We start from the raw sequence: 22,155 nt of genomic DNA, 5'->3' as shown, positions 1-22,155 counted from the left end.
CAGACCGCCGAGAGAGTACCGATGTCACACATACTGATCGTCGAAGACGAAACCATCATCCGCTCCGCCCTGCGACGCCTGCTCGAACGCAATCAGTACGAGGTCAGCGAAGCCGGTTCGGTGCAGGAGGCGCAGGAGCGCTACAGCATCCCCGCCTTTGATCTGATCGTCAGCGACCTGCGGTTGCCCGGAGCGCCGGGCACCGAGCTGATCAGACTCGCCGAGGGCACCCCGGTGCTGATCATGACTAGCTACGCCAGCCTGCGCTCGGCGGTGGACTCGATGAAGCTAGGAGCGGTCGACTACATCGCCAAGCCGTTCGACCACGACGAGATGCTGCAGACCGTGGCGCGTATCCTCAGCGACCGTCAGCAGCTTGCCAGCCAGCCTGCCATCGCGCGCGAGGCCCCGCCTTCGACCGCCGCCAGCAGCAACCAGGCGAGCGATATCGGCATCATCGGCCACTGCGCGCCAATGCTCGACCTGTTCGGCAAGATTCGCAAAGTCGCCCCGACCGATTCCAACGTGCTGATCCAGGGCGAATCGGGCACCGGCAAGGAGCTGGTCGCCCGCGCGCTGCACAACCTCTCACGCCGCGCCAAGGCGCCGATGATCTCGGTCAACTGCGCGGCAATTCCGGAAACCCTCATCGAATCCGAGCTGTTCGGCCATGAAAAAGGCGCCTTCACCGGCGCCAGTGCCGGGCGCGCCGGACTCGTCGAAGCGGCCGACGGCGGCACGCTGTTCCTCGACGAGATCGGCGAGCTGCCGCTCGAAGCCCAGGCACGCCTGTTGCGGGTGCTTCAGGAAGGCGAGATCCGTCGTGTCGGCTCGGTGCACTCGCAGAAGGTCGACGTGCGACTGATCGCCGCCACCCACCGCGACCTCAAGACCCTGGCCAAGACCGGGCAGTTTCGCGAGGACCTCTATTACCGTCTGCACGTCATCGCGCTGCGCTTGCCGCCGCTGCGCGAACGCGGCCACGACGTACTGGAGATCGCCCGCGCCTTTCTCGATCGCCAGTGCGAGCGCATGGGCACCGAGCCAATGCACTTCTCGCGCGAGGCCGAGCAGGCGATCCGACGCTATTCCTGGCCGGGCAACGTGCGTGAACTCGAAAATGCCATCGAGCGAGCCGCGATTCTCAGCGAAGGGCCGGAAATCAGCGCCGAGCTGCTGGGGCTGGATATCGAGCTCGACGACATCGACGATGACTTCGAGCCGAACTGCGGACCTCTCGCCGCAAGCGCCTCCAACGAGCCCACCGAAGATCTGTCGCTCGAGGACTACTTCCAGCACTTCGTCCTTGAGCACCAGGACCACATGACCGAAACCGAGCTGGCCCGCAAGCTCGGCATCAGCCGCAAATGCCTGTGGGAGCGCCGCCAGCGCCTGGGGATACCGCGACGCAAGTCGGGCGCTACCGGCTAGGCAGGTGTTACCGCCGCAGCGACGAGTAACAGGGAACCGGGTTCATCGGTAACGAAGAACCCGGTTTTTTATTGCCTTGTACCTCCCAAGATTACGTAACCACCTGAAATATAAGACTTTTCCAAAAGTGGCACGCCACCTGCTTACTACATGGCACAACAACAATAACAAGCGACCCCACAATAAGAACAAGACGTAACGGCTCCAGCAAAACAACGACAACAACGCGGAGGCGCAGCTAACTGATTCTTTTGGAGAGGACTTGCCGAGGCCACTGGCCAGCTGACCGGACCGAGAAGAACAAGAACTGCATGAAAGCAGTACCCGTACCGGCCGACAGGCAACTCAGCGACCAAAGAAATCCGTTTGCTATTGGCTCCTGATCGGAGCGTTCTTCCCAGCGATACTGATCTCTGGGAACAGGCGAAAACAAAAACAAACGCCTGCGAACAATAACAACAGCACGCGACAATCTTTCCAGAGGGGAGCTTCGGCTCCCCTCTGTGCTATCGCCTCACAGTTTTGACACCCCCGCCTCCTTCGTTCACCATCGCTTGCTACCCGGTGCTAGAATCCGCGCACGTTTGCCGGCATTCGCGTGCCGTTCCGCTATCTCGCCAACAGTGCCTCCCTCATGCTGAAAAAGCTGTTCCAGTCATTTCGCTTTCCCCTGCGCCGCGTCCCGCACGCCCGACGCTCTCCCGAAATACTGACCAGCCGGCAACACTCGCTGCATCGAAACGAAATCAGCCGGTACGCCGTCAATGTCGTCGAGCGCCTTCAACAGGCCGGCTACGAGGCCTACGTCGTCGGCGGTTGTGTCCGCGACCTGCTGCTCAAGCTCGACCCCAAGGACTACGACGTCGCCACCAGCGCCACGCCGGAGCAGGTGCGCGCCGAATTTCGCAACGCGCGGGTAATCGGCCGCCGCTTCAAACTCGTCCACGTGCACTTTGGCCGCGAGATCATCGAGGTGGCTACGTTCCGCGCCCACCACCCGCATGAGGACGAGGAGCAGGACCAACACCAGGCCGCTCGCAACGAAAGCGGGCGCATTCTGCGCGACAACGTCTACGGCACGCTGGAAGACGACGCCCAGCGGCGCGACTTCACGATCAATGCCCTGTACTACGATCCAAGCACCGAGCGCATCCTTGATCACACCCACGGCGTGCATGACATCCGCAATCGTCTGGTGCGGCTGATCGGCGATCCCGAGCAGCGTTACCAGGAAGACCCCGTACGCATGCTGCGTGCCGTACGCTTCGCCGCCAAGCTCGACTTCGAGATCGAACGGCACAGTGCCGAACCCATTCACGACCTCGCCGAGCTGCTGGAAGACATCCCGGCGGCACGACTGTTCGAAGAGGTCCTCAAGCTGTTCATGGGCGGTCGTGCCGAGCAGACCTTCGACCTGCTGCAGGAATATGGGCTCTTCGCACCGCTGTTCCCGGCAACCGCCGTGGCGCTCGAGCGCAACCCCGACTATGCCGAGACGTTGATCCGCAACGCCCTGGCCAATACCGATCTGCGCATCCAGCAGGGCAAACCGGTCACACCGGCGTTCCTGTTCGCTGCGCTGCTCTGGCCCGCCCTGCCGGCACGCGTGCTCGAGCTGCAGGATCGCGGCATGCCACCGATCCCCGCCATGCAAGAGGCGGCGCACGACATCATCTGGGAACAGTGTCAGCGCACTGCGATTCCCAAGCGCTTCACCATCCCGATGCGCGAGATCTGGGATATGCAGGAACGCCTGCCGCGCCGGCAGGGCCGCCGCGCGGATCAGCTGCTGGAGAATCCGCGCTTCCGCGCCGGCTATGATTTCCTGCTGCTGCGCGAGAGCGCTGGCGAACAGACCCACGGCCTTGGCGAATGGTGGACGCGCTATCAGGACGTCGACGACAGCGAGCGCCGCCACATGATTCGCGAGCTCAGCAGCCGCGACGAAGGCGGCGCCCCGCGCAAACGCCGCCGCAGCGGTGGGGGGCGTCGCCGTCGCGGCAGTGGCTCGCCGGCCGCGGCCGACTGATGGAGCGCGCCTATATCGGGCTGGGCAGCAATCTGGCGGAACCCGAGCAGCAGCTCCGCGATGCGATCGCCGCGCTCGCCGGCATCGTGAATACCGAGCTGATGGCGGTCTCCTCGTTCTATGCCAGCGATCCACTCGGGCCAAGTGACCAGCCGCGCTATGTGAATGCGGTCGCCGCACTGGATACCGGGCTTGCGCCGCTGCAACTGCTCGATGCACTGCAGGCGATCGAACTCGCCCAGGGGCGTCAACGCAAGGCCGAGCGCTGGGGCCCGCGCACCCTTGACCTGGATATCCTGCTGTTCGGCAATCGATCGCTGAGCGAGCCGCGACTGACCGTGCCGCATTACCACATGCACGCGCGTCCCTTCGTGCTATATCCGTTGGCCGAGCTCGTGCCCACCGGCTTTCGCCTTCCGGACGGCCGTACGCTGGACGAGCTGATCGCCGCGTGCCCCTTCACCGGACTGGAACGCTTGGCGACCGATCTGTAACGCATTGCGGTAACGACCGTAACACCCGGGTAACACCCATCATTGACTTAGCTGGGCGTCAACCCGAGTATAAGCGCCCTCTGCTGGTACCGATTGTCGCACGCAGCTGCGCACGGCCCGGCGACAGACCCCTCAGAGGCCCCGAAGAGGACGGCTCATGCCAGACGTAACCCTGACCACACTGCAAGGGCTCAAGCAGAAGGGCGAGAAGATCGTCATGCTGACCTGCTACGACGCCACCTTTGCCCGCACGGCATGCGATGCGGGGGTGGAGATGCTGCTGATCGGCGACTCGCTCGGCATGGTCCTGCAAGGTCACGACAGCACGCTGCCGGTGAGTGTTGCCGACATGGCCTATCACACAGCCAGCGTCAAACGCGGTAACCGCGGCGCCATGATCGTCGCCGACCTGCCGTTCATGGCCAATGCCACGCTCGAGCAGACGCTGAACAATTCCGCGATGCTGATGCAGGCCGGAGCGCACATGATCAAGCTCGAAGGTGCCGGTTGGCTGGCCGAATCGATCGGCCAGCTGGCTGAGCGCGGCATCCCCGTCTGCGCGCACATGGGCCTGACGCCACAGGCGGTCAACCTGTTCGGCGGTTACAAGGTGCAGGGCCGGGGCGAGGCGCAGGCCGAGAAGATGCTCGCCGATGCCCGTGCCCTGGAGGCTGCCGGTGCGGCCATGCTGCTGCTCGAATGCGTGCCCAGCGAGCTGGCGGCCCGCATCACCGAAGCGGTTCGCATCCCGGTGATCGGCATTGGCGCCGGCAGCGCCACCGATGGGCAGGTTCTGGTGCTGCATGACATGCTCGGCCTTTCGCTCAGCGGTCGGGTACCGAAGTTCGTGAAGAACTTCATGCAGGCACAGAACAGCATTCCGGCCGCCATTGCCGCCTATGTCCGCGCCGTGAAAGCGGTCGAGTTCCCTGCAGCCGAACACGAGTTTTCCGCATGAACATCGTCAAGACCGTCGCCGATCTGCGTGCCGCCGTGGCGCGTGCCCGCGGCGAGGGCAAGCGTATCGGCTTCGTGCCGACCATGGGCAACCTGCATGCCGGGCATATCGCCCTGATCAAGAAGGCCGGCCAACGCGCCGACTTCGTCGTCGCCAGCATTTTCGTCAATCCGCTGCAGTTCGGTCCCAACGAGGATCTGGCCAGCTATCCGCGGACACTGGCCGCCGACCAGGAAAAACTGGTCAACGCCGGTTGCCACCTGTTGTTCGCCCCCAGTGTCGAGGAAATGTACCCCCACGATCAGGCAGACCAGACGCTGGTGCGCGTGCCCGGTGTGTCCGAGGGGCTGTGCGGGGCCAGTCGGCCTGGGCATTTCGATGGCGTATCGACGGTGGTGACCAAGCTGTTCAACATGGTGCAGCCCGACCTGGCCGTGTTCGGCCAAAAGGACTTCCAGCAGCTGGCAGTGATCCGCACCATGGTGCGCGACCTGAACATGCCGGTGCAGATCATCTCCGAACCGATCGTGCGCGCCGACGACGGCTTGGCGCTGTCCTCGCGTAACGGCTACCTGACCACGGAAGAGCGGACCATCGCCCCGCAACTGTATCGCACATTGTGCGAACTGCGCGATGCGATTGCCGGTGGCGAGCGCGACTATTCGGCGCTGGTCGAGCGCGGCCTGAACCGCCTGCGCCAGGCAGGGCTACGTCCGGACTATCTGGAGCTGCGCAACGCCGTCGATCTGCAGCCGGCCGATCAGCACTCGCGCGAGGTCGCCATCCTCGTAGCAGCGTTTCTCGGCAGGACACGCCTGCTCGACAACATCCTGGTGGAAACCGGCACGACCGCCCACTGAACCGCCCTCCCGCAGCCTTGAACACACCCAAGGCTTCGGGCACACTCTGCGCCGCTTGCGCCCCCGGAGGACCCTGCCATGCACGCCATCATGCTCAAGGCAAAACTGCACCGCGCCGTGGTGACCCATTCCGTACTCGACTACGAAGGCTCCTGCGCCATCGATGGTGAGTGGCTCGACCTGGCCGGGATCCGCGAGTACGAACAGATTCAGATCTACAACGTCGACAACGGCGAGCGGTTCACCACCTACGCCATTCGCGGCGAGGAAGGTTCGAAGATCATTTCGGTCAACGGCGCCGCCGCGCACAAGGCGGGTGTCGGCCACCGGCTGATCATCTGCGCCTACGCCCACTACAGCGAAGCCGAGCTGGCGAACTTCAAGCCGCACGTGCTGTACATGGGCGCCGATGGCGACCTCAGCCACACCAGCAACGCCATTCCGGTCCAGGTTGCCTGACCTGCCACGGCGATGCCCGAAAGCCCGAAGCGCAGTCTGTGCTTCGGGCTTTTTCGTATCGACCAGGCCGCCAAGAACCTGCGGAACACAGCGGCACGGCACAGGTCTGAGCAGACTCGGCGGTAGCGCCGGCCATGCATTGCTACCGCCCTCCTGCATTGCCATATGATGGCCCGACATAGCAAAGGAAGCCGCCTCATCATGAGCTATTACCTGAACCCTCTCGATGTCACCGCCCTGCCATCCTGGAAAGCTCTGGAAGAGCACCGCCTGGCCATGCAGCACTTCAACATGCGCGAGGCCTTCCAGGCGGACCCGGAGCGTTTCAACGAGCTATCGGTCTCCTGCTGTGGACTCTTTCTCGACTACTCGAAGAACCTGATTACCAACGAAACCCGCGCCTTGCTGGTCAACCTGGCCCGTGAGGCGGGCGTCGAGCAGGCGGCCCATGCCATGTTCAACGGCGAACCGGTCAATGCCTCGGAACGGCGCCCGGCACTGCACACCGCCCTGCGCCGCCCACTCGGCGACAGCCTGATGGTCGACGGCCACAACCTGATGCGCGAAGTGCACGGCTCCCTGGCGCAGATGACGGATATCGTCGGGCGTATCCACAACCATCTCTGGCGGGGCTACAACGACAAGCCGATCACCGACGTGGTCAACATCGGTATCGGCGGTTCCTTCCTTGGTCCGCAGCTGGTGTCCGAGGCCCTGCTGCCGTTCACCCAGCAAAGCGGCGTGCGCTGCCACTACCTGGCCAACATCGACGGCAGCGAGTTCCGCGAGGTGACCGCGAATCTGAATGCGGAAACCACCCTGTTCATCGTTTCGAGCAAGTCGTTCGGCACCCTGGAAACCCTGAAGAACGCCCAGGCCGCACGAACCTGGTATCTCGCTCGCGGCGGCAGCGAAGAAAAGCTCTACCGGCACTTCATCGCGGTGACCAGCAACAAACAGGCAGCGATCGACTTCGGTATCCGCGAGAAGAACGTATTCCCCATGTGGGACTGGGTTGGCGGGCGCTATTCACTCTGGTCGGCGATCGGCCTGCCGATCGCTCTTGCCATCGGCATGCACAACTTCAAGGACCTGCTGTCCGGCGCCTACAGCATGGACCAGCACTTCCTGCACGAGCCCTACGAGCGCAACATGCCGGTCCTGCTGGCGATGCTTGGCATCTGGTACCACAACTTCTGGGGCGCACAGAGCTACGCCTTCCTGCCCTACGACCATTACCTGCGCAACTTCGTCAAGCACCTGCAGCAGATGGACATGGAGTCCAACGGCAAAAGCGTGCGCCAGGACGGCAGCCCCGTATCCTGCAGCACCGGCCCGGTCATCTGGGGTGGTGTTGGCTGTAACGGCCAGCACGCCTACCACCAGCTGTTGCACCAGGGCACCCCGCTGATACCGGCCGACTTCATCGTTCCGGTGGTCAGCCACAACCCCGTCGCCGATCACCACGAATGGCTCTACGCCAACTGTCTGTCGCAGAGCCAGGCGCTGATGCTTGGCAAGACCCGTAGCGAGGCCGAGGCCGAGCTCCGCGCCAAGGGCCTGGCCGAAGCCGAGATCGCCCGGCTGGCACCGCACAAGGTGATTCCGGGCAACCGCCCGAGCAACACCCTGGTGATGGAGAGCATCAGCCCCGGGCGCCTGGGTGCGCTGATCGCGCTCTACGAGCACAAGGTATTCGTGCAAGGCGTGATCTGGGGTATCAACTCCTTCGATCAGTGGGGCGTGGAGTTGGGCAAGGAACTGGGCAAGGGCGTCTACAACCGTCTGACCAGCTACGAGAGCTCGGCGGCCGAGGATGCGTCTACCCAAGGCCTGATCGACTACTTCCGCGGCCGCCACCGCGGCTGACGTTGCCGCCCCGAGCATCGTGGAGCGGCTCCGCCGGCACATCGAAACGCAGGTGCTCAGCCTGACCGGGCTGGCCCTGCCGGGCATCGACTACGAATCACCCGCGGGCGACCCCGGCCTCTTCGGTCCGGATTCGCTCTGCTGGCGCGTCCATGGTGACTTCACTTCGATGCTCGTCGGCGGCATTGCCGCGCTGCTGTTGCAAGCCCTGCATCCGCTGGCGCTGGCCGGTGTCTGGGACCATTCACGCTTTCGCGAGGATCTCCTTGGCCGGCTTCGCCGCACCGGGCAATTCATCGCCGGAACCACCTTTGCGAGCACCGATGATGCCGAACGACTGCTCGAACGGGTTCGTCGTATCCACCTGGGCGTCACCGGACAGGCCGAGGACGGCCGCCCTTATGCGGCATCGGACCCCGAGTTGCTGACCTGGGTGCATGTAGCCGAAGTCAGCTGCTTTCTCGAGGCGCATCTGCGCTACCGCAATTCCGCTCTGCCTCCCGCGGACCAGGATCGCTATCTCGCCGAGGTTTCGATGATTGCCGGACGGCTCGGGGCTACCAGTGTGCCGACCACCCGCGAGGCGACCGCTGGCTATTTGCAGGCCATTCGCGGCGAGCTGGTTTGCGATCACCGCTCGCACGAAATTCTTCGCATCCTGCTTGCCGCCCCGGCACCCAGTCGCCTGGCGCAACCGTTCGCCAGACTGATGCTCAGGGCCGGCATCGAGCTGCTTCCGCAATGGGCTTGCGAGATGTTCGGGATCTCGATGTCACCGGCGCGACGCTGGCTGATCCGTCATCAGGTCCGGGCCACGGCGGGCGTGCTGCGCTGGGCGGTGCGCAACGGTTCGGTGCATCGGGCACGACGTCGCATGGGATTACCGCCACGTTGAGCAGCCGCAGCGCGGCGCCGATCGCATGAGGAACCGGGACGACGTGCCATACTCCAAGCCAACCTATCCAGAGGAAACCTTGGCAAATGCGCAACGGTCTGAAGCGCCTGGCGATCGCCGCGGCAACCGCACTCATCTGCTACGCCCTGCTCGGCTTTCTGATCCTGCCCGGGCTCGCTCAGCGCATCGCCAACCAGCAGCTCGCCGTATACGCCTCCGTTCCGGCGAGCCTGGCGCGAATGGAATTCAACCCGTTCAGCCTTGAGCTCGATGTCTTCGCTCTGTCACTGGGCACAGCCGAGCAACACGACGTCGGCTTCGATCACCTGTATGTCGATCTCGCCTGGGACAGCCTGTTCCGGCGCACCCTGCACCTGAGCGAAGTGCACCTGGAGGCACCGCGAGCGCAGTTGCGCTTTGCCAAGGACGGTACCTTCAACCTGGCCCAGCTGTTCAGAGCCCCCGAGCAAAAATCCGAGCCCGAGACGCCGGCCGCCGAAGGCGAGGTATTTCCGCTGCAACTGGACCGCTTCCGACTCAGCGCCGGCCAATTGCGCTTCATTGATAAGCGCCCCAGCGAGCCTATCGACCTGCTTTACGACGAGCTGAATCTGGAGCTGCACAACCTCGTCACCCGGGAGGATGGGGCCGCCGACGCCACGCTGGCGGCCTCTGGCCCAAGCGGCGGGCACATCGGTTGGCAGGGCCAGCTGAACCTCGCTCCACTGCGCTCCAGTGGCAGCCTGACCGTGGACTCCGTGGCGCTGGCGGACTTCTGGCCATACGTCCGCGACGCAGCGCCCCTGGCTCTCGAGCGCGGCACGCTCAGCGCCAGTACGCGCTACGAACTGGATTTGAGCGAGGCCCTCCAGCTGCGCCTGCTCGACCTGGACGCCACGCTCGCGCCGCTGGCGATCGATGACCTGCAGGGCAATCCACTCGTGCGCCTGGAGCGCCTCGAAGTCGCGGAAACAAAGCTCGACCTGGCCGATAAGCGCCTGCAAATCGGCAAAGTGCGCAGCGCCGGGCTGGAAACCTGGGTCATACGCGAGCAGGACGGTGCACTGAACTGGCAGCGGCTGTTCGCCGAGCCGACAGGAACGGACAGCAAGACACCTGCCGCGCAACCGAGCGAGCCCGCCTGGCGGATTCAACTGAGCGAGGCGCAGCTGGCCGACTATCGCATCCACCTGACTGACCGCGTGCCCGAGCAGGAGGTTGCCCTCGAACTCGCACCCCTGAAGCTCACACTTCGACAGTTCGACAGCCAAGGAAAAACGCCTTTCAAGGTCGATCTGGATACCGGAATCGGTCGCCAGGGCAACCTGCAGGCTACTGGCGAGCTGCAACTGGCTCCGTTGAGCGGTCGGCTCGACGTTCGCACCCGGGATCTCGATCTGCGCGTGGCGCAGGCCTATCTCGCCCCCTTCATTCGACTCGAACTGCGCAGCGGCATGCTCTCGAGCGACCTGCAGCTGACGCTGGATGGAGCCGAACCGCTTGCTTTTTCGGCAACCGGTACGGCCGAGATCACCCAACTGCATACGCTCGACACGCTGAAGGACCGCGACTTCGTCAAATGGCAGCGACTGCGGCTCGAAGGCATCGACTATCAGCACCAACCCCAGCGACTGGCCATCGAAACGGTCGATATCGATCAGCCATATGCGCGCTTCATCATCAACCCGGACCTGAGCACGAACGTCAACGAGCTGCTGGTCGACCAGCCTGGAGAACCAGCCGCTGCCGCGCCGGCCGGCCCGGCCAGCGCCCCGTTGGCGCTGCATATTGGTGGCATTCGGTTGACCGATGGCTCGGCCAACTTTGCCGATTTCAGCCTGCGCCCGCCGTTCGCCACCGCCATTCAGGATCTCGACGGCCACATCGGCACGCTCGACAATCAACAGCAGCCCGCCGCGCCGGTCGATATCACCGGCAAGGTCGACCGCTATGCGCCGGTCGCCATCAAGGGCAGCCTGACGCCCTTCGACCCGCTGCAGCGCTTGGATATCGCGACCAGCTTCCGCCAGGTTGAGCTGACTACGCTCACGCCCTATTCCAGCAAATTCGCCGGCTATCGTATTCGCAAAGGCCGTCTGAACCTGGACCTGCATTACCGCATCCAGCAGGGGCAACTCGACGCACAGAACCGGGTGGTACTCGAGCAGCTTCAGCTCGGCGAGAAGGTCGACAGTCCCGATGCCGTCGACTTACCGGTCCGCCTCGCGGTCGCCCTGCTCAAGGACACCCACGGCACGATCGACATCAAGCTGCCGGTCCAGGGCAACCTGAACGATCCGCAGTTCAGCGTCATACCGATCATCTGGCAGACGCTACGCAATCTTGTCCTGCGCGCCGCCCAGGCTCCGTTCAAATTCCTTGCCGGGCTGGTAGACGGCGGACAGGAGGATCTCAGTCAGATTGCGTTTGCTCCAGCAAGCAGCGAACTCGACGCCCAGGCACGCGCCAACCTGAAAGCCTTGGCCCAGGCGCTGCAACAACGCCCGCAACTGGCGCTGGAGGTAGAGGGCCGCAGCGCGGCCAGCGAAGGCAGGGCGTTGGCCGAGCAGCGACTTGAACGCGAGTATCAGAGAACGTTCTACCGCGTGCTGCAACGCCGCGGAGAAAAGGTGCCGGGCAGCGAAGACGAGCTCGTCGTCGCCGACGACGAGAAACCGGCGTTGCTCGAAGGCATCTATCGCAGTCGCCTCGGACGCCAGCCACCAGAACAGTGGCGCGAACTGGAGGAGGACGCCCGTGCCCAGCAGTTGCGCGAAGCGGTCATCGACTCCTGGTCGTCGAGCGCCATACTCTTGCGCAACCTTGCACGCGAGCGGGCCGCTACGATCAAGAACCAGCTGACCGACCTGGGCCTGGATCCGCAACGCGTCTACCTGCTGGACACCGGCACGATCGACGCGCAACCTGATGGCGAAATCACCGTTGTGTTGCATCTCGGGAGTGAGTAATGAAGTCATTGGCATGGCAGCTGGTGCTGGTTTCGCTGTTCGCGGCCCCCTCGATCGCCGCGGCCGACACCTTTCGCTGTGGCAGCCAGCTGGTCAGCAGCGGCGACCGCAGCTTCGAAGTGGAGCGCAAGTGCGGTCCACCGACACATCGCACGCCGATAGGTTATACGCTCGGTCCGAACGACCGACGCGAGTTCGTCCTTGAGGAATGGGTGTACGGGCCAAGCAACGGGATGCTCAGCATCCTGACCTTTGAAGCCAATCGACTGATCCGGGTCGAAACCCGGCGGGCACAGTGAGAACGCGCGTGCGCCTAGCTGCGCTTGCCATGCTGCCCCTTATGTTGCTCCTCAGTGCCGTCGTTGAGGCAGGCTCGACATACCGCTGTGGAAGTCGGTTGGTCAGCCTGGATGCGTCCACCTCGGAGGTCCTGGGCAAGTGTGGCGAACCACAGGGACGCTCGCTGACCGGCTACAAGGAGATCGTCGACGACTATGGGTTCCGCCAGGAAGTCGCGGTCGAGGAATGGGTTTACGGCCCCACCCACGGCATGTACCACTACCTACGCTTCGAGGGAGGCCGGCTGCGCAACATTGACAGCCAGCGGGGCCAATAAAAAACCCCGCCATGGCGCGGGGTTTCAGTACAGGCTAACGGTCAGTCGGCGGCTTTCAGACCGTCGGCAGCCACCTCGCGTACGCCTTTGATGCCCTTGGCCTTGGCGATCGCAGCCTCTTTCTCGGCCTCGGTCGCTACGGTGCCGGAAAGCGATACCACACCGTCTTTGGTTTCGACTTCAATCTGCATGCCCGGGGTCGCGTCTTCGACCAGCAGCACGGACTTCACCTTCGTGGTGATCCAGCCATCGGAGACAGCATCGCCTGCCTCTTCCATGGCGTGCTCAGCCTCCCGGGAGGCGTCATTGGCCGCGAGCATAGTCGCTTGGCTGTCGTCGATGGCAGGCGTGCTGGCTGCCATCGCGTATCCGGCGACCGAAACACTCAGAGCAGCACCAACGGCGGCAGCGGTAAGGGTCTGAATTTTCATAGCTGTCACTCCTGTTCTCGTGGTTTACGGGGCTCTTGCTCCCGCCCCGCTCTCTTGTTCAGAGTCGCAACCGACGTGCCAGGTTTCGTAGAAAATTATTTCCCTTTTAAATCAGTAACTTGATAAACCAAAGTGGCTGACTGGCTGTTGCAGAGTGCAATTTTGCCTACCGTCCGGCTTGCAAACTGCACGTGATATCCGCCGTCAGCTCATACGAAAAAAGGGCCCGAAGGCCCTTTCTCTTACGCAACGAGACGGTCAGACGCCCGAAGCTTCGGCTGCCGCGACGTCCTTGATCGACAGCTTGATGCGGCCACGGTTGTCCACGTCAAGCACCAGCACCTTGACTTCCTGGCCTTCCTTCAGCACGTCGGTGACTTTCTCGATGCGCTGATCGCTGATCTGCGAAATGTGCACAAGACCGTCCTTGCCCGGCAGGATGTTGACGAAGGCGCCGAAGTCGACGATGCGCTCGACCTTGCCGACGTAGATCTTGCCGATTTCGGCTTCGGCAGTGATGCCCAGCACGCGCTGCTTGGCCGCTTCTGCCGCTTCCTTGGTTTCGCCGAAGATCTTGATCGAGCCATCATCTTCGATGTCGATCGAGGCCTTGGTTTCTTCGCAGATGGCGCGAATGGTGGCGCCACCCTTGCCGATCACGTCGCGAATCTTGTCTTGGTCGATCTTCATCGCCAGCATGGTCGGAGCGTTGGCCGACAGCTCGCTGCGCGATTGGGCAATGACCTGATTCATCTGACCAAGGATGTTCAGGCGTGCTTCCAGCGCCTGCCCCAGAGCGATCTCCATGATCTCTTCGGTAATGCCCTGGATCTTGATGTCCATCTGCAGCGCGGTTACGCCGTTGGCGGTGCCGGCAACCTTGAAGTCCATGTCGCCCAGGTGGTCTTCGTCACCGAGAATGTCGGTCAGTACGGCGAACTTGTCACCTTCCTTGACCAGGCCCATGGCGATACCGGCTACCGGCGCCTTCATTGGCACGCCGGCGTCCATCAGCGCCAGCGAGGCACCGCACACCGAAGCCATCGAACTCGAACCGTTCGATTCGGTGATCTCGGATACCACGCGAATGGTGTAGGGGAACTCATCGGCCGACGGCAGCATGGCGGCGACGCCACGACGAGCGAGACGGCCATGGCCGATTTCGCGGCGGCCGGCGCTACCCATACGACCACACTCGCCGACGGAGAACGGCGGGAAGTTGTAGTGCAGCATGAAAGCGTCTTTCTTCTCGCCTTCCAGCGTGTCGAGCAGCTGCGCATCGCGCGCGGTACCCAAGGTCGCAACAACCAGCGCCTGGGTTTCACCACGGGTGAACAGGGCCGAACCGTGGGTCTTGGGCAGTACCCCGACCTCGATTTTCAGCGGGCGCACGGTACGGGTGTCACGGCCATCGATACGCGGTTTGCCGTTTACGATGTTCTCGCGAACGGTGCGGTACTCCAGCAGGCCGAACGCCTCCTTGACCTCGCCGACGCTCGGCTGGCCTTCACCCTCGGTGGCGAAGCGGGCGATGACCTGCTCGCGCAGCTGATCCAGACGGCTGTAACGCTGCTGCTTGATGGTGATGGTGTAGGCCTCGGAAATCGCCTCGCCGAACTCGGCCTTGATGGCCGACAGCAGCGCGGTGTTCTCGACCGGGGCACTCCACTCCCACTTCGGCTTGCCAGCCTCGGCGGCGAATTCCTTGACAGCCTGGATGACGGCCTGGAACTCCTGATGGGCGAACAGCACGGCGCCGAGCATCTGGTCTTCGGTCAGCTCCTGGGCCTCGGACTCGACCATCAGCACCGCTTCCTCGGTACCCGCCACGACCATGTCGAGGCTGGAGGCCTTGAGCTGCTCGTAGGTCGGGTTCAGCAGGTAGCCGGTGCTCTCGTGGAACGCCACGCGGGCGGCGCCGATCGGACCGTCGAAGGGGATGCCCGAAATGGCCAGCGCAGCAGAAGTACCGATCATCGATGCGATGTCCGGATCCGTCTTCTTGCTGGTGGAAACGACGGTGCAGACTACCTGCACTTCGTTCATGAAGCCTTCCGGGAACAGCGGGCGAATCGGCCGGTCGATCAGGCGCGAAGTCAGGGTTTCCTTTTCCGACGGACGCCCTTCACGCTTGAAGAAGCCGCCGGGAATCTTGCCGGCTGCGTAGGTTTTTTCCTGATAGTGGACCGACAGCGGGAAGAAGCCCTTGCTCGGATCGGCATTCTTCGCACCTACCACGGTGACCAGCACAGCCACGTCGTCATCGACGGTGACCAGCACGGCGCCGGTGGCCTGACGGGCGATACGGCCAGTCTCCAGGGTTACGGTCGACTGACCGAACTGAAATTTCTTGGTTACCGGATTCACGGTGTTTTCCTTCTCTTTGTTGCCTTTGGGGAAATCGGCAGGAACCTCGGGAGTCGGCCCGATCACTCCTGCAAAAACCAAAAAGCCGAAAGCCCGAAGCTGTAGCGGAGCGTGGCTCCAACTCTCAACCTCAGGCTTCCAGCTTCAGGCTTCCAGCTCGCAGCGTCTTAGCGACGCAGGCCCAGACGACCGATCAGGGTGCTGTAACGAGTGGTGTCCTTACCCTTCAGGTAATCCAGCAGCTTGCGACGCTGGTTGACCATGCGGATCAGACCACGACGGGAGTGGTGGTCCTTGCCGTTGGCCTTGAAGTGGTCCTGCAGCTTGTTGATGTTGGCGGTCAGCAGGGCTACCTGCACTTCCGGAGAACCGGTGTCGCCTTCAGCTTGCTTGTACTCGTTAACGATCTGGGCTTTTTCTTCAACGCTCAGTGCCATGATGGGCTCCTTGAGTGAACAGGCCGGGATAGGCTCCCGTGTGAGTAGTAAGAGGCATGACCGTGCCTGCTGACAGCCACCCTCAACGCCCCCATAACGGAGGCGATCGGTCATTCCGACCGAATCAACCGACGCGGCGCTACACGCCCATCGTCCGACACTTCACCGATTCCGATGAAGCGTCCGTTTTGATCTTGCACTCGAACCATGCCAAAAGCTGGCGCATCCGGCGCGCGTACAGGCTGGCCATGTAGCCAGTAGTAGGCGCTGTGCTCGGAAAAGCTCAGCAATGGCCAATGCTGCAAACCGCAATCGACCGGTTTCAGGAAACGGTCGAGCGCCTCGCTGCCACCTTCGCCGTGAGCCTGCTCCAACGCCTCAAGACTGACCGTGTCAGCCAGAACGAAGGGACCCGCCTGGGTCCGCCGCAGCTCTGCCACATGCGCACCACAGCCGAGCGCTCTGCCGATATCCTCGACCAGGGTGCGGATGTAGGTGCCTTTGCTGCAGGAAACCGCGAGCCGCACACGGTCGCCGATCACCTCCAGCAATTCGAGGCGCGTAATGGTAACAGAACGCGCCTCACGCTCCACTACTTCTCCCGCTCTGGCCAGCTTATAGAGTGGCTGCCCATCGCGCTTCAGCGCCGAGTGCATTGGCGGGACCTGTTGGATATCGCCGCGGAAACGAGGCAACACGGCTTCGATGTCGGCCGCGGACAGCGCTACCGAACGGCGCTCGAGCACGTCGCCCTCTGCATCGGCCGTGCTGGTCGTCACGCCGAGCTGTGCCACCGTCTCGTAGGCCTTGTCGGCATCGAGCAGGTACTGCGAAAACTTCGTCGCCTCGCCAAAGCACAGCGGCAGCACCCCGGTCGCGAGCGGATCCAGGCTGCCGGTGTGACCAGCCTTTTCGGCGTTGAGGAGCCAGCGCACTTTCTGCAACGCAGCGTTGGAGGTGAAGCCGCGCGGCTTGTCGAGCAGGATGATGCCGCTCACCGAGCGACGAATGCGTTTGACCTGAGCCACGCTTACTCCTCGCGCCCTTCGCCGTGCTTGCGATCTTCTGCCACGGCGCGCTCGATGAGCGAGGACAACTCGACGCCGCGGCGAATGCTCGCATCGTATAGAAAGTGCAATTGGGGAATGGTGCGAACCTTCATTGCTTTGCCCAGCTGCATACGAAGAAATCCGGACGCCTCGCCGAGAATGTGCAGGTTGGTGGAGATCGCCTGCTCGTCGTCATCCTTGCCCATCACGGTGATATATACCTTGGCGTGTGACAGGTCACGGGTGACGTCAACCCCGGTAATGGTCACCAGCCCGAGGCGCGGATCCTTGATTTCACGCTGAATCAACAGTGCCAGCTCTCGCTGCATCTGATCGCCGATACGTTGGGTTCGGCTGTAGTCTTTGGCCATAAAACTGCCTCTAGCTGCAAGCTGCAGGCTTGGAATTCATCGAGCCGCAAAGCCAAACGGCAAGCGCCAAGTGGAACAGGTCGCACTTGAAGCTTGCCGCTTGAGCTTGCCGCCTGGGTGGTTATAGCGAACGCGCCACTTCGACCTTCTCGAATACCTCGATCTTGTCGCCAGCCTTCACGTCGTTGTAGCTCTTCACGCCGATACCGCACTCCATGCCGGCGCGCACTTCGGCGACATCGTCCTTGAAGCGACGCAGCGACTCCAGCTCGCCTTCGAAGATCACCACGTCGTCACGCAGCACGCGGATCGGACGGTTGCGGTAGACGTTGCCCTCGAGGACCATGCAGCCGGCGACCGCGCCAAACTTCGGCGAACGGAACACCTCGCGGACTTCGGCGACGCCCAGGATATTCTCCCGCACATCACTGCCAAGCATGCCGGACAGCGCCTTCTTGACGTCTTCGATGATGTCGTAGATGACGTTGTAGTAACGCAGATCCAGGCCTTCCTGCTCGACAATCTTGCGGGCGCCCGCATCGGCACGCACGTTGAAGCCGAACAGCACGGCGTTGGATGCCAGCGCGAGGTTGGCGTCGCTTTCGGTGATACCACCGACACCGCCACCGATCACGCGCACCTGCACTTCCTCGTTGCCCAGGTCGCCGAGCGAGCTCTGCAGCGCTTCCAGCGAGCCACGAACGTCGGCCTTGAGGACGATGTTCAGCGTCTTCTTCTCGTCCTGGCCCATGGTTTCGAAGATGTTTTCCAGCTTGCCGGCATGCGCACGGGCCAGCTTGACCTCGCGGAACTTGCCCTGACGGAACAGGGCGATCTCGCGCGCCTTCTTCTCGTCGGCCACCACGATCAGCTCGTCGCCGGCCTCAGGCGTACCGTCGAGGCCGAGGATCTCGACCGGAATGGACGGCCCGGCTTCCTTGATCGGCTTGCCATTCTCGTCGAGCATCGCCCGAACACGGCCGTAGTTGACGCCGCACAGGACCATGTCGCCCTGGCGCAGCGTACCGTCCTGAACCAGCACGGTGGCTACCGGGCCACGGCCCTTATCCAGACGCGACTCGACCACGACACCACGACCAGGCGCGGTCGGCGTCGCCTTGAGTTCAAGCAACTCGGCCTGCAGCAGGACCGCTTCGAGCAGTTCGTCGATACCGGTACCGGCCTTGGCCGAAACCGGGACGTAGGGCGCATCGCCACCCCACTCTTCGGGGATCACGTCGAGCGCAGCCAGGCCGTTCTTGATGTTGTCCGGATTGGCTTCCGGCTTGTCCATCTTGTTCACAGCGACCACGATCGGCACACCGGCTGCCTTGGCATGCTGCACAGCTTCCTGCGTCTGCGGCATCACGCCGTCGTCGGCCGCCACCACCAGAATGACGATGTCGGTCGCCTTCGCACCACGCGCACGCATGGCGGTAAATGCTGCGTGACCGGGGGTGTCGAGGAAGGTGACCATGCCACGGTCGGTTTCCACGTGGTAGGCACCGATGTGCTGGGTGATACCACCCGCCTCGCCCGCAGCAACCTTGGCGCGACGGATGTAGTCGAGCAGCGAGGTCTTGCCGTGATCGACGTGGCCCATGACCGTCACCACCGGCGCACGGGAAACAGCCTCGCCTTCGAACTTCAGCGATTCGGCAAGTTGCTCTTCGAGCGCGTTGTCGCTGACAAACTTGACCTTGTGCCCCAGCTCTTCCGCTACCAGCTGAGCGGTTTCGCGATCGAGCACCTGATTGATGGTGACCGGCGAACCAAGCTTGAACATGAACTTGATGACTTCGGCGGCCTTCACCGACATCTGTTGCGCCAGCTCCGACACCGTGATGGTCTCGCCGATGGAAACCTCACGCACCACCGGCCCGGTCGGGCTCTGGAAGCCATGCTGATTGCGCTTCTTGAGCTTGGACTTGCCGCCACGGCCGCCACGACGGAAACCGTCGGCGTCGTCGTCGCCACTGCGCACGGTGCGAGTCAGCGGCGCCTTGCTCTTGAGCGACGGGCGGTGCTGCGCATGCTTGCGGTCACGACGCTCATCGTCGTCGCGCGCCTTTTCCGTGCGACGCGGTTCTTCCACGCGGCGGGGCTCCTCGCGCTTACGCTCCTCAGCCGCCGGCGCAGGCGCTTCTACCGCAGCAGCCGGTGCAACGGGTGCGGGCTTCGCCTCGGCCTCGGCGCGGGCGCGCTCTTCAGCCTGCCGACGGGACTCTTCCTCTGCGCGCAGGCGAGCCTCTTCCTCAGCCTTGGCGCGCGCGGCCTCTTCGGCGGCTCGCTGCTGCTCGAGTTCGCGCTGCTTTTCCGCCTCGATTTCATCGGCGCTGCGCTTGACGAAGGTCTTCTTCTTGCGCACTTCGACGCTGATGGTCTTGCTGCCACCCACTTTCAGCTTGGTGGTGGTCTTGCGCTGCAGCGTGATCTTGCGCGGCTCGTCCACCTTGGCTCCATGGCTGCTCTTCAGATGCGCCAGCAGAGCCTGCTTTTCGTTATCGGTCACTACTTGCTCGGCGCTGGTGTGCGACAGTCCCGCTTCGCGCATCTGCTGAAGCAGGCGCTCGACCGGTGTGTCGACCACCTGGGCCAGTTCTTTCACCGTGACTTGCGTCATGCATTTCTCTCCTCAGGCCGCTTAATTAACTCACTCGAACCAATGGGCTCGGGCGGCCATGATCAGCTTGCCGGCACGCTCTTCATCGATGCCGTCTATCTCGAGCAGATCATCGATCGACTGCTCGGCCAGGTCTTCGCGGGTAACAACGCCGCGGACTGCCAACTCGACTGCCAATTCCTTGTCCATGCCCTCCAGCGCGAGCAGATCTTCCGCCGGCTGGGCGTCGGCCAATTTCTCCTCGGTGGCAATCGCCTTGGTCAGCAGACGATCCTTGGCGCGGGTGCGCAGCTCATTGACGATATCTTCGTCAAAGCCGTCGATGCCAAGCATTTCCTCCATCGGGACATAGGCGATTTCTTCGAGGGTGCTAAAGCCTTCCTCGACGAGTACCTGCGCCAGCTCTTCATCGACGTCCAGTTCGTCTACGAAGTGACGAAGGATGTCGCCGGTCTCCTCCTGCTGCTTGGCCTGGATATCCGACTCGGTCATCACATTCAGCGTCCAGCCAGTCAGCTGACTGGCCAAGCGCACGTTCTGACCGCCACGCCCAATGGCCTGGGCGAGGTTATCCTCGGCCACAGCGATATCCATGGCGTGAGCATCTTCGTCGACGATGATCGCAGCGACTTCGGCCGGCGCCATAGCATTGATCACGAACTGGGCCGGGTTCTCGTCCCACAGCACGATATCGACGCGCTCGCCGCCGATTTCGCCGGAGACGGCCTGTACGCGCGAGCCTCGCATGCCAATACAGGCGCCTTGCGGATCGATACGCTTGTCCTTGGAACGAACAGCGATTTTCGCGCGCGAGCCCGGATCACGCGAGGCAGCCATGACCTCGATGAGCCCTTCGGCGATTTCCGGAACTTCGATACGGAACAGTTCGATGAGCATCTGCGGGGCCGTACGCGACAGGATCAGCTGCGGGCCACGATTCTCCGTACGGATTTCCTTCAGCAGCGCACGCATCCGAGCACCAACACGGAAGGTTTCCCGCGGGATGATGTCTTCGCGAGCCAGCAACGCCTCAGCGTTATTGCCCAAATCGACGATCACGCTATCGCGTGTGACCTTCTTCACCGTGCCGGAAATGATCTCGCCAACGCGATCACGATAAGCCTCGACGACCTGCGCACGCTCAGCCTCGCGAACCTTCTGCACGATGACCTGTTTAGCCGTCTGCGCGGCGATGCGGCCGAACTCGATGGACTCGATCTTTTCCTCGAGTACATCTCCGATCTTCGCATCGGGCTTGCGCTCCTGCGCCATGTCCAGGGTCAGCTGGTGAGCCGGATCCTCGAAATCCGCTTCTTCGACCACCGTCCAGCGGCGGAAGGTTTCGTAACTTCCATTCTGACGATTGATCTGCACGCGCAGATCGACCTCGTCTTCATAGCGCTTCTTGGTGGCGGTCGCCAGGGCCAATTCGAGCGCTTCGAATATCAGGTTGGCCGGCACGCCCTTTTCGTTGGATACCGACTCTACAACTAGCAGTACTTCTTTACTCATCGTACGCCTCGCCTATCGCAATCCTTTGGGTTCGCGGGATCCGCGCTCAATCAAAACGGGGAACAATGTTGGCCTTGTCGATCAGATCGATCGGCAACAGATACTCATGATCATCCACCAGCACTACGACATCCTGGTCCTCTACGCCGCGCAGGACGCCCTGAAAGTTGCGCCGTCCTTCGAAAGGCGAACGCAGCTTGATTTTCACCTGGTCGCCCACATGCGTAGCGTATTGCTCCAGCGTGAAAAGAGGACGATCCATGCCTGGCGAGGACACTTCGAGCGTGTAATCCACACTGATCGGGTCCTCCACATCGAGGACACCGCTCAACTGGCGGCTCACTTTTTCGCAGTCTTCGATGAAGATGCCGTCCGGATGATCGATATAGACCCGCAACAGTGAATGGCGCCCCTGGGACAGAAACTCGATCCCCCAGCATTGATAGCCGAGCGCCTCGACCACGGGGGCCAACAAGGCCTGCAACTGTTCTAGCTTGCTCGACATCGAAGTCCCTCGCGCATGCTCTAGAAATGAAAAATGGGCGCAACGCCCATCCCTGACAGCCGCCTGTAAGTGCCGGCGACCTGGCTTGAAGCTAATAAAAAGCCCCTTTTGAAGGGGCTTTTTATCAACTGGTTGCGGGGGCTGGATTTGAACCAACGACCTTCGGGTTATGAGCCCGACGAGCTACCAGACTGCTCCACCCCGCGCCAAACTGGGCACGAATCATACAACCAATCGCACCAGCACGTCAAGAAACAAGAAAGCCCGCACTTGGCGGGCC

19 protein-coding genes and 1 tRNA gene are annotated in these 22,155 nt (G+C 62.7%); 11 read left to right on the top strand and 9 right to left on the bottom strand.

Going from position 1 to position 22,155, the window contains the following annotated elements; translation table 11 throughout:
• The first annotated feature begins 21 nt into the window (after nt 1–21).
• From CL52_RS04510 to CL52_RS04460, 11 genes are all read left to right on the top strand, one after another.
• Complete coding sequence (locus CL52_RS04510) at nt 22–1,431, top strand: sigma-54-dependent transcriptional regulator (RefSeq protein ID WP_043218787.1); 1,410 nt, start codon at nt 22–24, stop codon at nt 1,429–1,431.
• Nucleotides 1,432–2,065: 634 nt separating this feature from the next.
• Nucleotides 2,066–3,460, top strand: a complete 1,395-nt coding sequence (locus CL52_RS04505; protein ID WP_043222943.1) for a polynucleotide adenylyltransferase PcnB — start codon at nt 2,066–2,068, stop codon at nt 3,458–3,460.
• Nucleotides 3,460–3,954 (top strand): 2-amino-4-hydroxy-6-hydroxymethyldihydropteridine diphosphokinase, encoded by a 495-nt coding sequence (gene folK, locus CL52_RS04500; protein WP_043218785.1) that lies wholly within the window; start codon nt 3,460–3,462, stop codon nt 3,952–3,954. The genes CL52_RS04505 and folK overlap by 1 nt, the downstream gene beginning before the upstream one ends.
• A 157-nt stretch (nt 3,955–4,111) precedes the next feature.
• Nucleotides 4,112–4,912, top strand: coding sequence for a 3-methyl-2-oxobutanoate hydroxymethyltransferase (gene panB, locus CL52_RS04495; RefSeq protein WP_043218782.1), 801 nt, complete (start codon nt 4,112–4,114; stop codon nt 4,910–4,912).
• Nucleotides 4,909–5,772: a pantoate--beta-alanine ligase gene (gene panC / locus CL52_RS04490; RefSeq protein ID WP_043218780.1), complete on the top strand. Its 864-nt coding sequence runs from the start codon at nt 4,909–4,911 to the stop codon at nt 5,770–5,772. Before panB ends, panC begins: the two co-directional genes overlap by 4 nt.
• 78 nt (nt 5,773–5,850) lie before the next feature.
• Nucleotides 5,851–6,231: an aspartate 1-decarboxylase gene (gene panD / locus CL52_RS04485; RefSeq protein WP_041111198.1), complete on the top strand. Its 381-nt coding sequence runs from the start codon at nt 5,851–5,853 to the stop codon at nt 6,229–6,231.
• 201 nt (nt 6,232–6,432) lie between these two features.
• Complete coding sequence (pgi, locus tag CL52_RS04480) at nt 6,433–8,100, top strand: glucose-6-phosphate isomerase (RefSeq protein WP_041111200.1); 1,668 nt, start codon at nt 6,433–6,435, stop codon at nt 8,098–8,100.
• A gap of 19 nt (nt 8,101–8,119) precedes the next feature.
• The gene (locus CL52_RS04475) at nt 8,120–8,995 is read left to right on the top strand and encodes an oxygenase MpaB family protein (RefSeq protein WP_043218775.1); all 876 of its coding nucleotides are present in this window, start codon (nt 8,120–8,122) and stop codon (nt 8,993–8,995) included.
• A gap of 86 nt (nt 8,996–9,081) precedes the next feature.
• On the top strand, nt 9,082–11,964 hold the full coding sequence (locus CL52_RS04470; RefSeq protein WP_043218773.1) for a DUF748 domain-containing protein: 2,883 nt from the start codon (nt 9,082–9,084) through the stop codon (nt 11,962–11,964).
• Nucleotides 11,964–12,263, top strand: a complete 300-nt coding sequence (locus CL52_RS04465) for a DUF2845 domain-containing protein (RefSeq protein WP_043218771.1) — start codon at nt 11,964–11,966, stop codon at nt 12,261–12,263. The genes CL52_RS04470 and CL52_RS04465 overlap by 1 nt, the downstream gene beginning before the upstream one ends.
• A 41-nt stretch (nt 12,264–12,304) precedes the next feature.
• Nucleotides 12,305–12,580 (top strand): DUF2845 domain-containing protein, encoded by a 276-nt coding sequence (locus CL52_RS04460; RefSeq protein WP_061340570.1) that lies wholly within the window; start codon nt 12,305–12,307, stop codon nt 12,578–12,580.
• A gap of 41 nt (nt 12,581–12,621) precedes the next feature.
• Here the strand turns inward: CL52_RS04460 and CL52_RS04455 are convergent, their stop codons facing one another.
• From CL52_RS04455 to CL52_RS04415, 9 genes are all read right to left on the bottom strand, one after another.
• The gene (locus CL52_RS04455) at nt 12,622–13,011 is read right to left on the bottom strand and encodes a BON domain-containing protein (protein WP_041111210.1); all 390 of its coding nucleotides are present in this window, start codon (nt 13,009–13,011) and stop codon (nt 12,622–12,624) included.
• Nucleotides 13,012–13,269: 258 nt separating this feature from the next.
• The gene (gene pnp / locus CL52_RS04450) at nt 13,270–15,378 is read right to left on the bottom strand and encodes a polyribonucleotide nucleotidyltransferase (RefSeq protein ID WP_041111212.1); all 2,109 of its coding nucleotides are present in this window, start codon (nt 15,376–15,378) and stop codon (nt 13,270–13,272) included.
• 167 nt (nt 15,379–15,545) lie between these two features.
• Nucleotides 15,546–15,815, bottom strand: a complete 270-nt coding sequence (rpsO, locus tag CL52_RS04445; RefSeq protein ID WP_003293213.1) for a 30S ribosomal protein S15 — start codon at nt 15,813–15,815, stop codon at nt 15,546–15,548.
• Between the two features lie 110 nt (nt 15,816–15,925).
• Nucleotides 15,926–16,843, bottom strand: a complete 918-nt coding sequence (gene truB / locus CL52_RS04440) for a tRNA pseudouridine(55) synthase TruB (RefSeq protein WP_043218767.1) — start codon at nt 16,841–16,843, stop codon at nt 15,926–15,928.
• 2 nt (nt 16,844–16,845) lie between these two features.
• On the bottom strand, nt 16,846–17,235 hold the full coding sequence (gene rbfA, locus CL52_RS04435; RefSeq protein WP_041111216.1) for a 30S ribosome-binding factor RbfA: 390 nt from the start codon (nt 17,233–17,235) through the stop codon (nt 16,846–16,848).
• A 121-nt stretch (nt 17,236–17,356) separates the two neighbouring features.
• Entirely contained in the window at nt 17,357–19,858 is a 2,502-nt protein-coding gene (gene infB / locus CL52_RS04430; RefSeq protein WP_041111218.1) for a translation initiation factor IF-2, read from the bottom strand.
• A 30-nt stretch (nt 19,859–19,888) separates the two neighbouring features.
• On the bottom strand, nt 19,889–21,370 hold the full coding sequence (gene nusA / locus CL52_RS04425) for a transcription termination factor NusA (protein WP_043218764.1): 1,482 nt from the start codon (nt 21,368–21,370) through the stop codon (nt 19,889–19,891).
• A 46-nt stretch (nt 21,371–21,416) separates the two neighbouring features.
• On the bottom strand, nt 21,417–21,875 hold the full coding sequence (gene rimP / locus CL52_RS04420; RefSeq protein WP_041111222.1) for a ribosome maturation factor RimP: 459 nt from the start codon (nt 21,873–21,875) through the stop codon (nt 21,417–21,419).
• Between the two features lie 129 nt (nt 21,876–22,004).
• A tRNA-Met gene (locus tag CL52_RS04415) sits at nt 22,005–22,081 on the bottom strand.
• Nucleotides 22,082–22,155: the final 74 nt, after the last annotated feature.

Source organism: Stutzerimonas balearica DSM 6083 (genome assembly GCF_000818015.1).
Lineage (GTDB): Bacteria > Pseudomonadota > Gammaproteobacteria > Pseudomonadales > Pseudomonadaceae > Stutzerimonas > Stutzerimonas balearica.
This window is presented reverse-complemented; position numbering and strand designations above follow the sequence as displayed.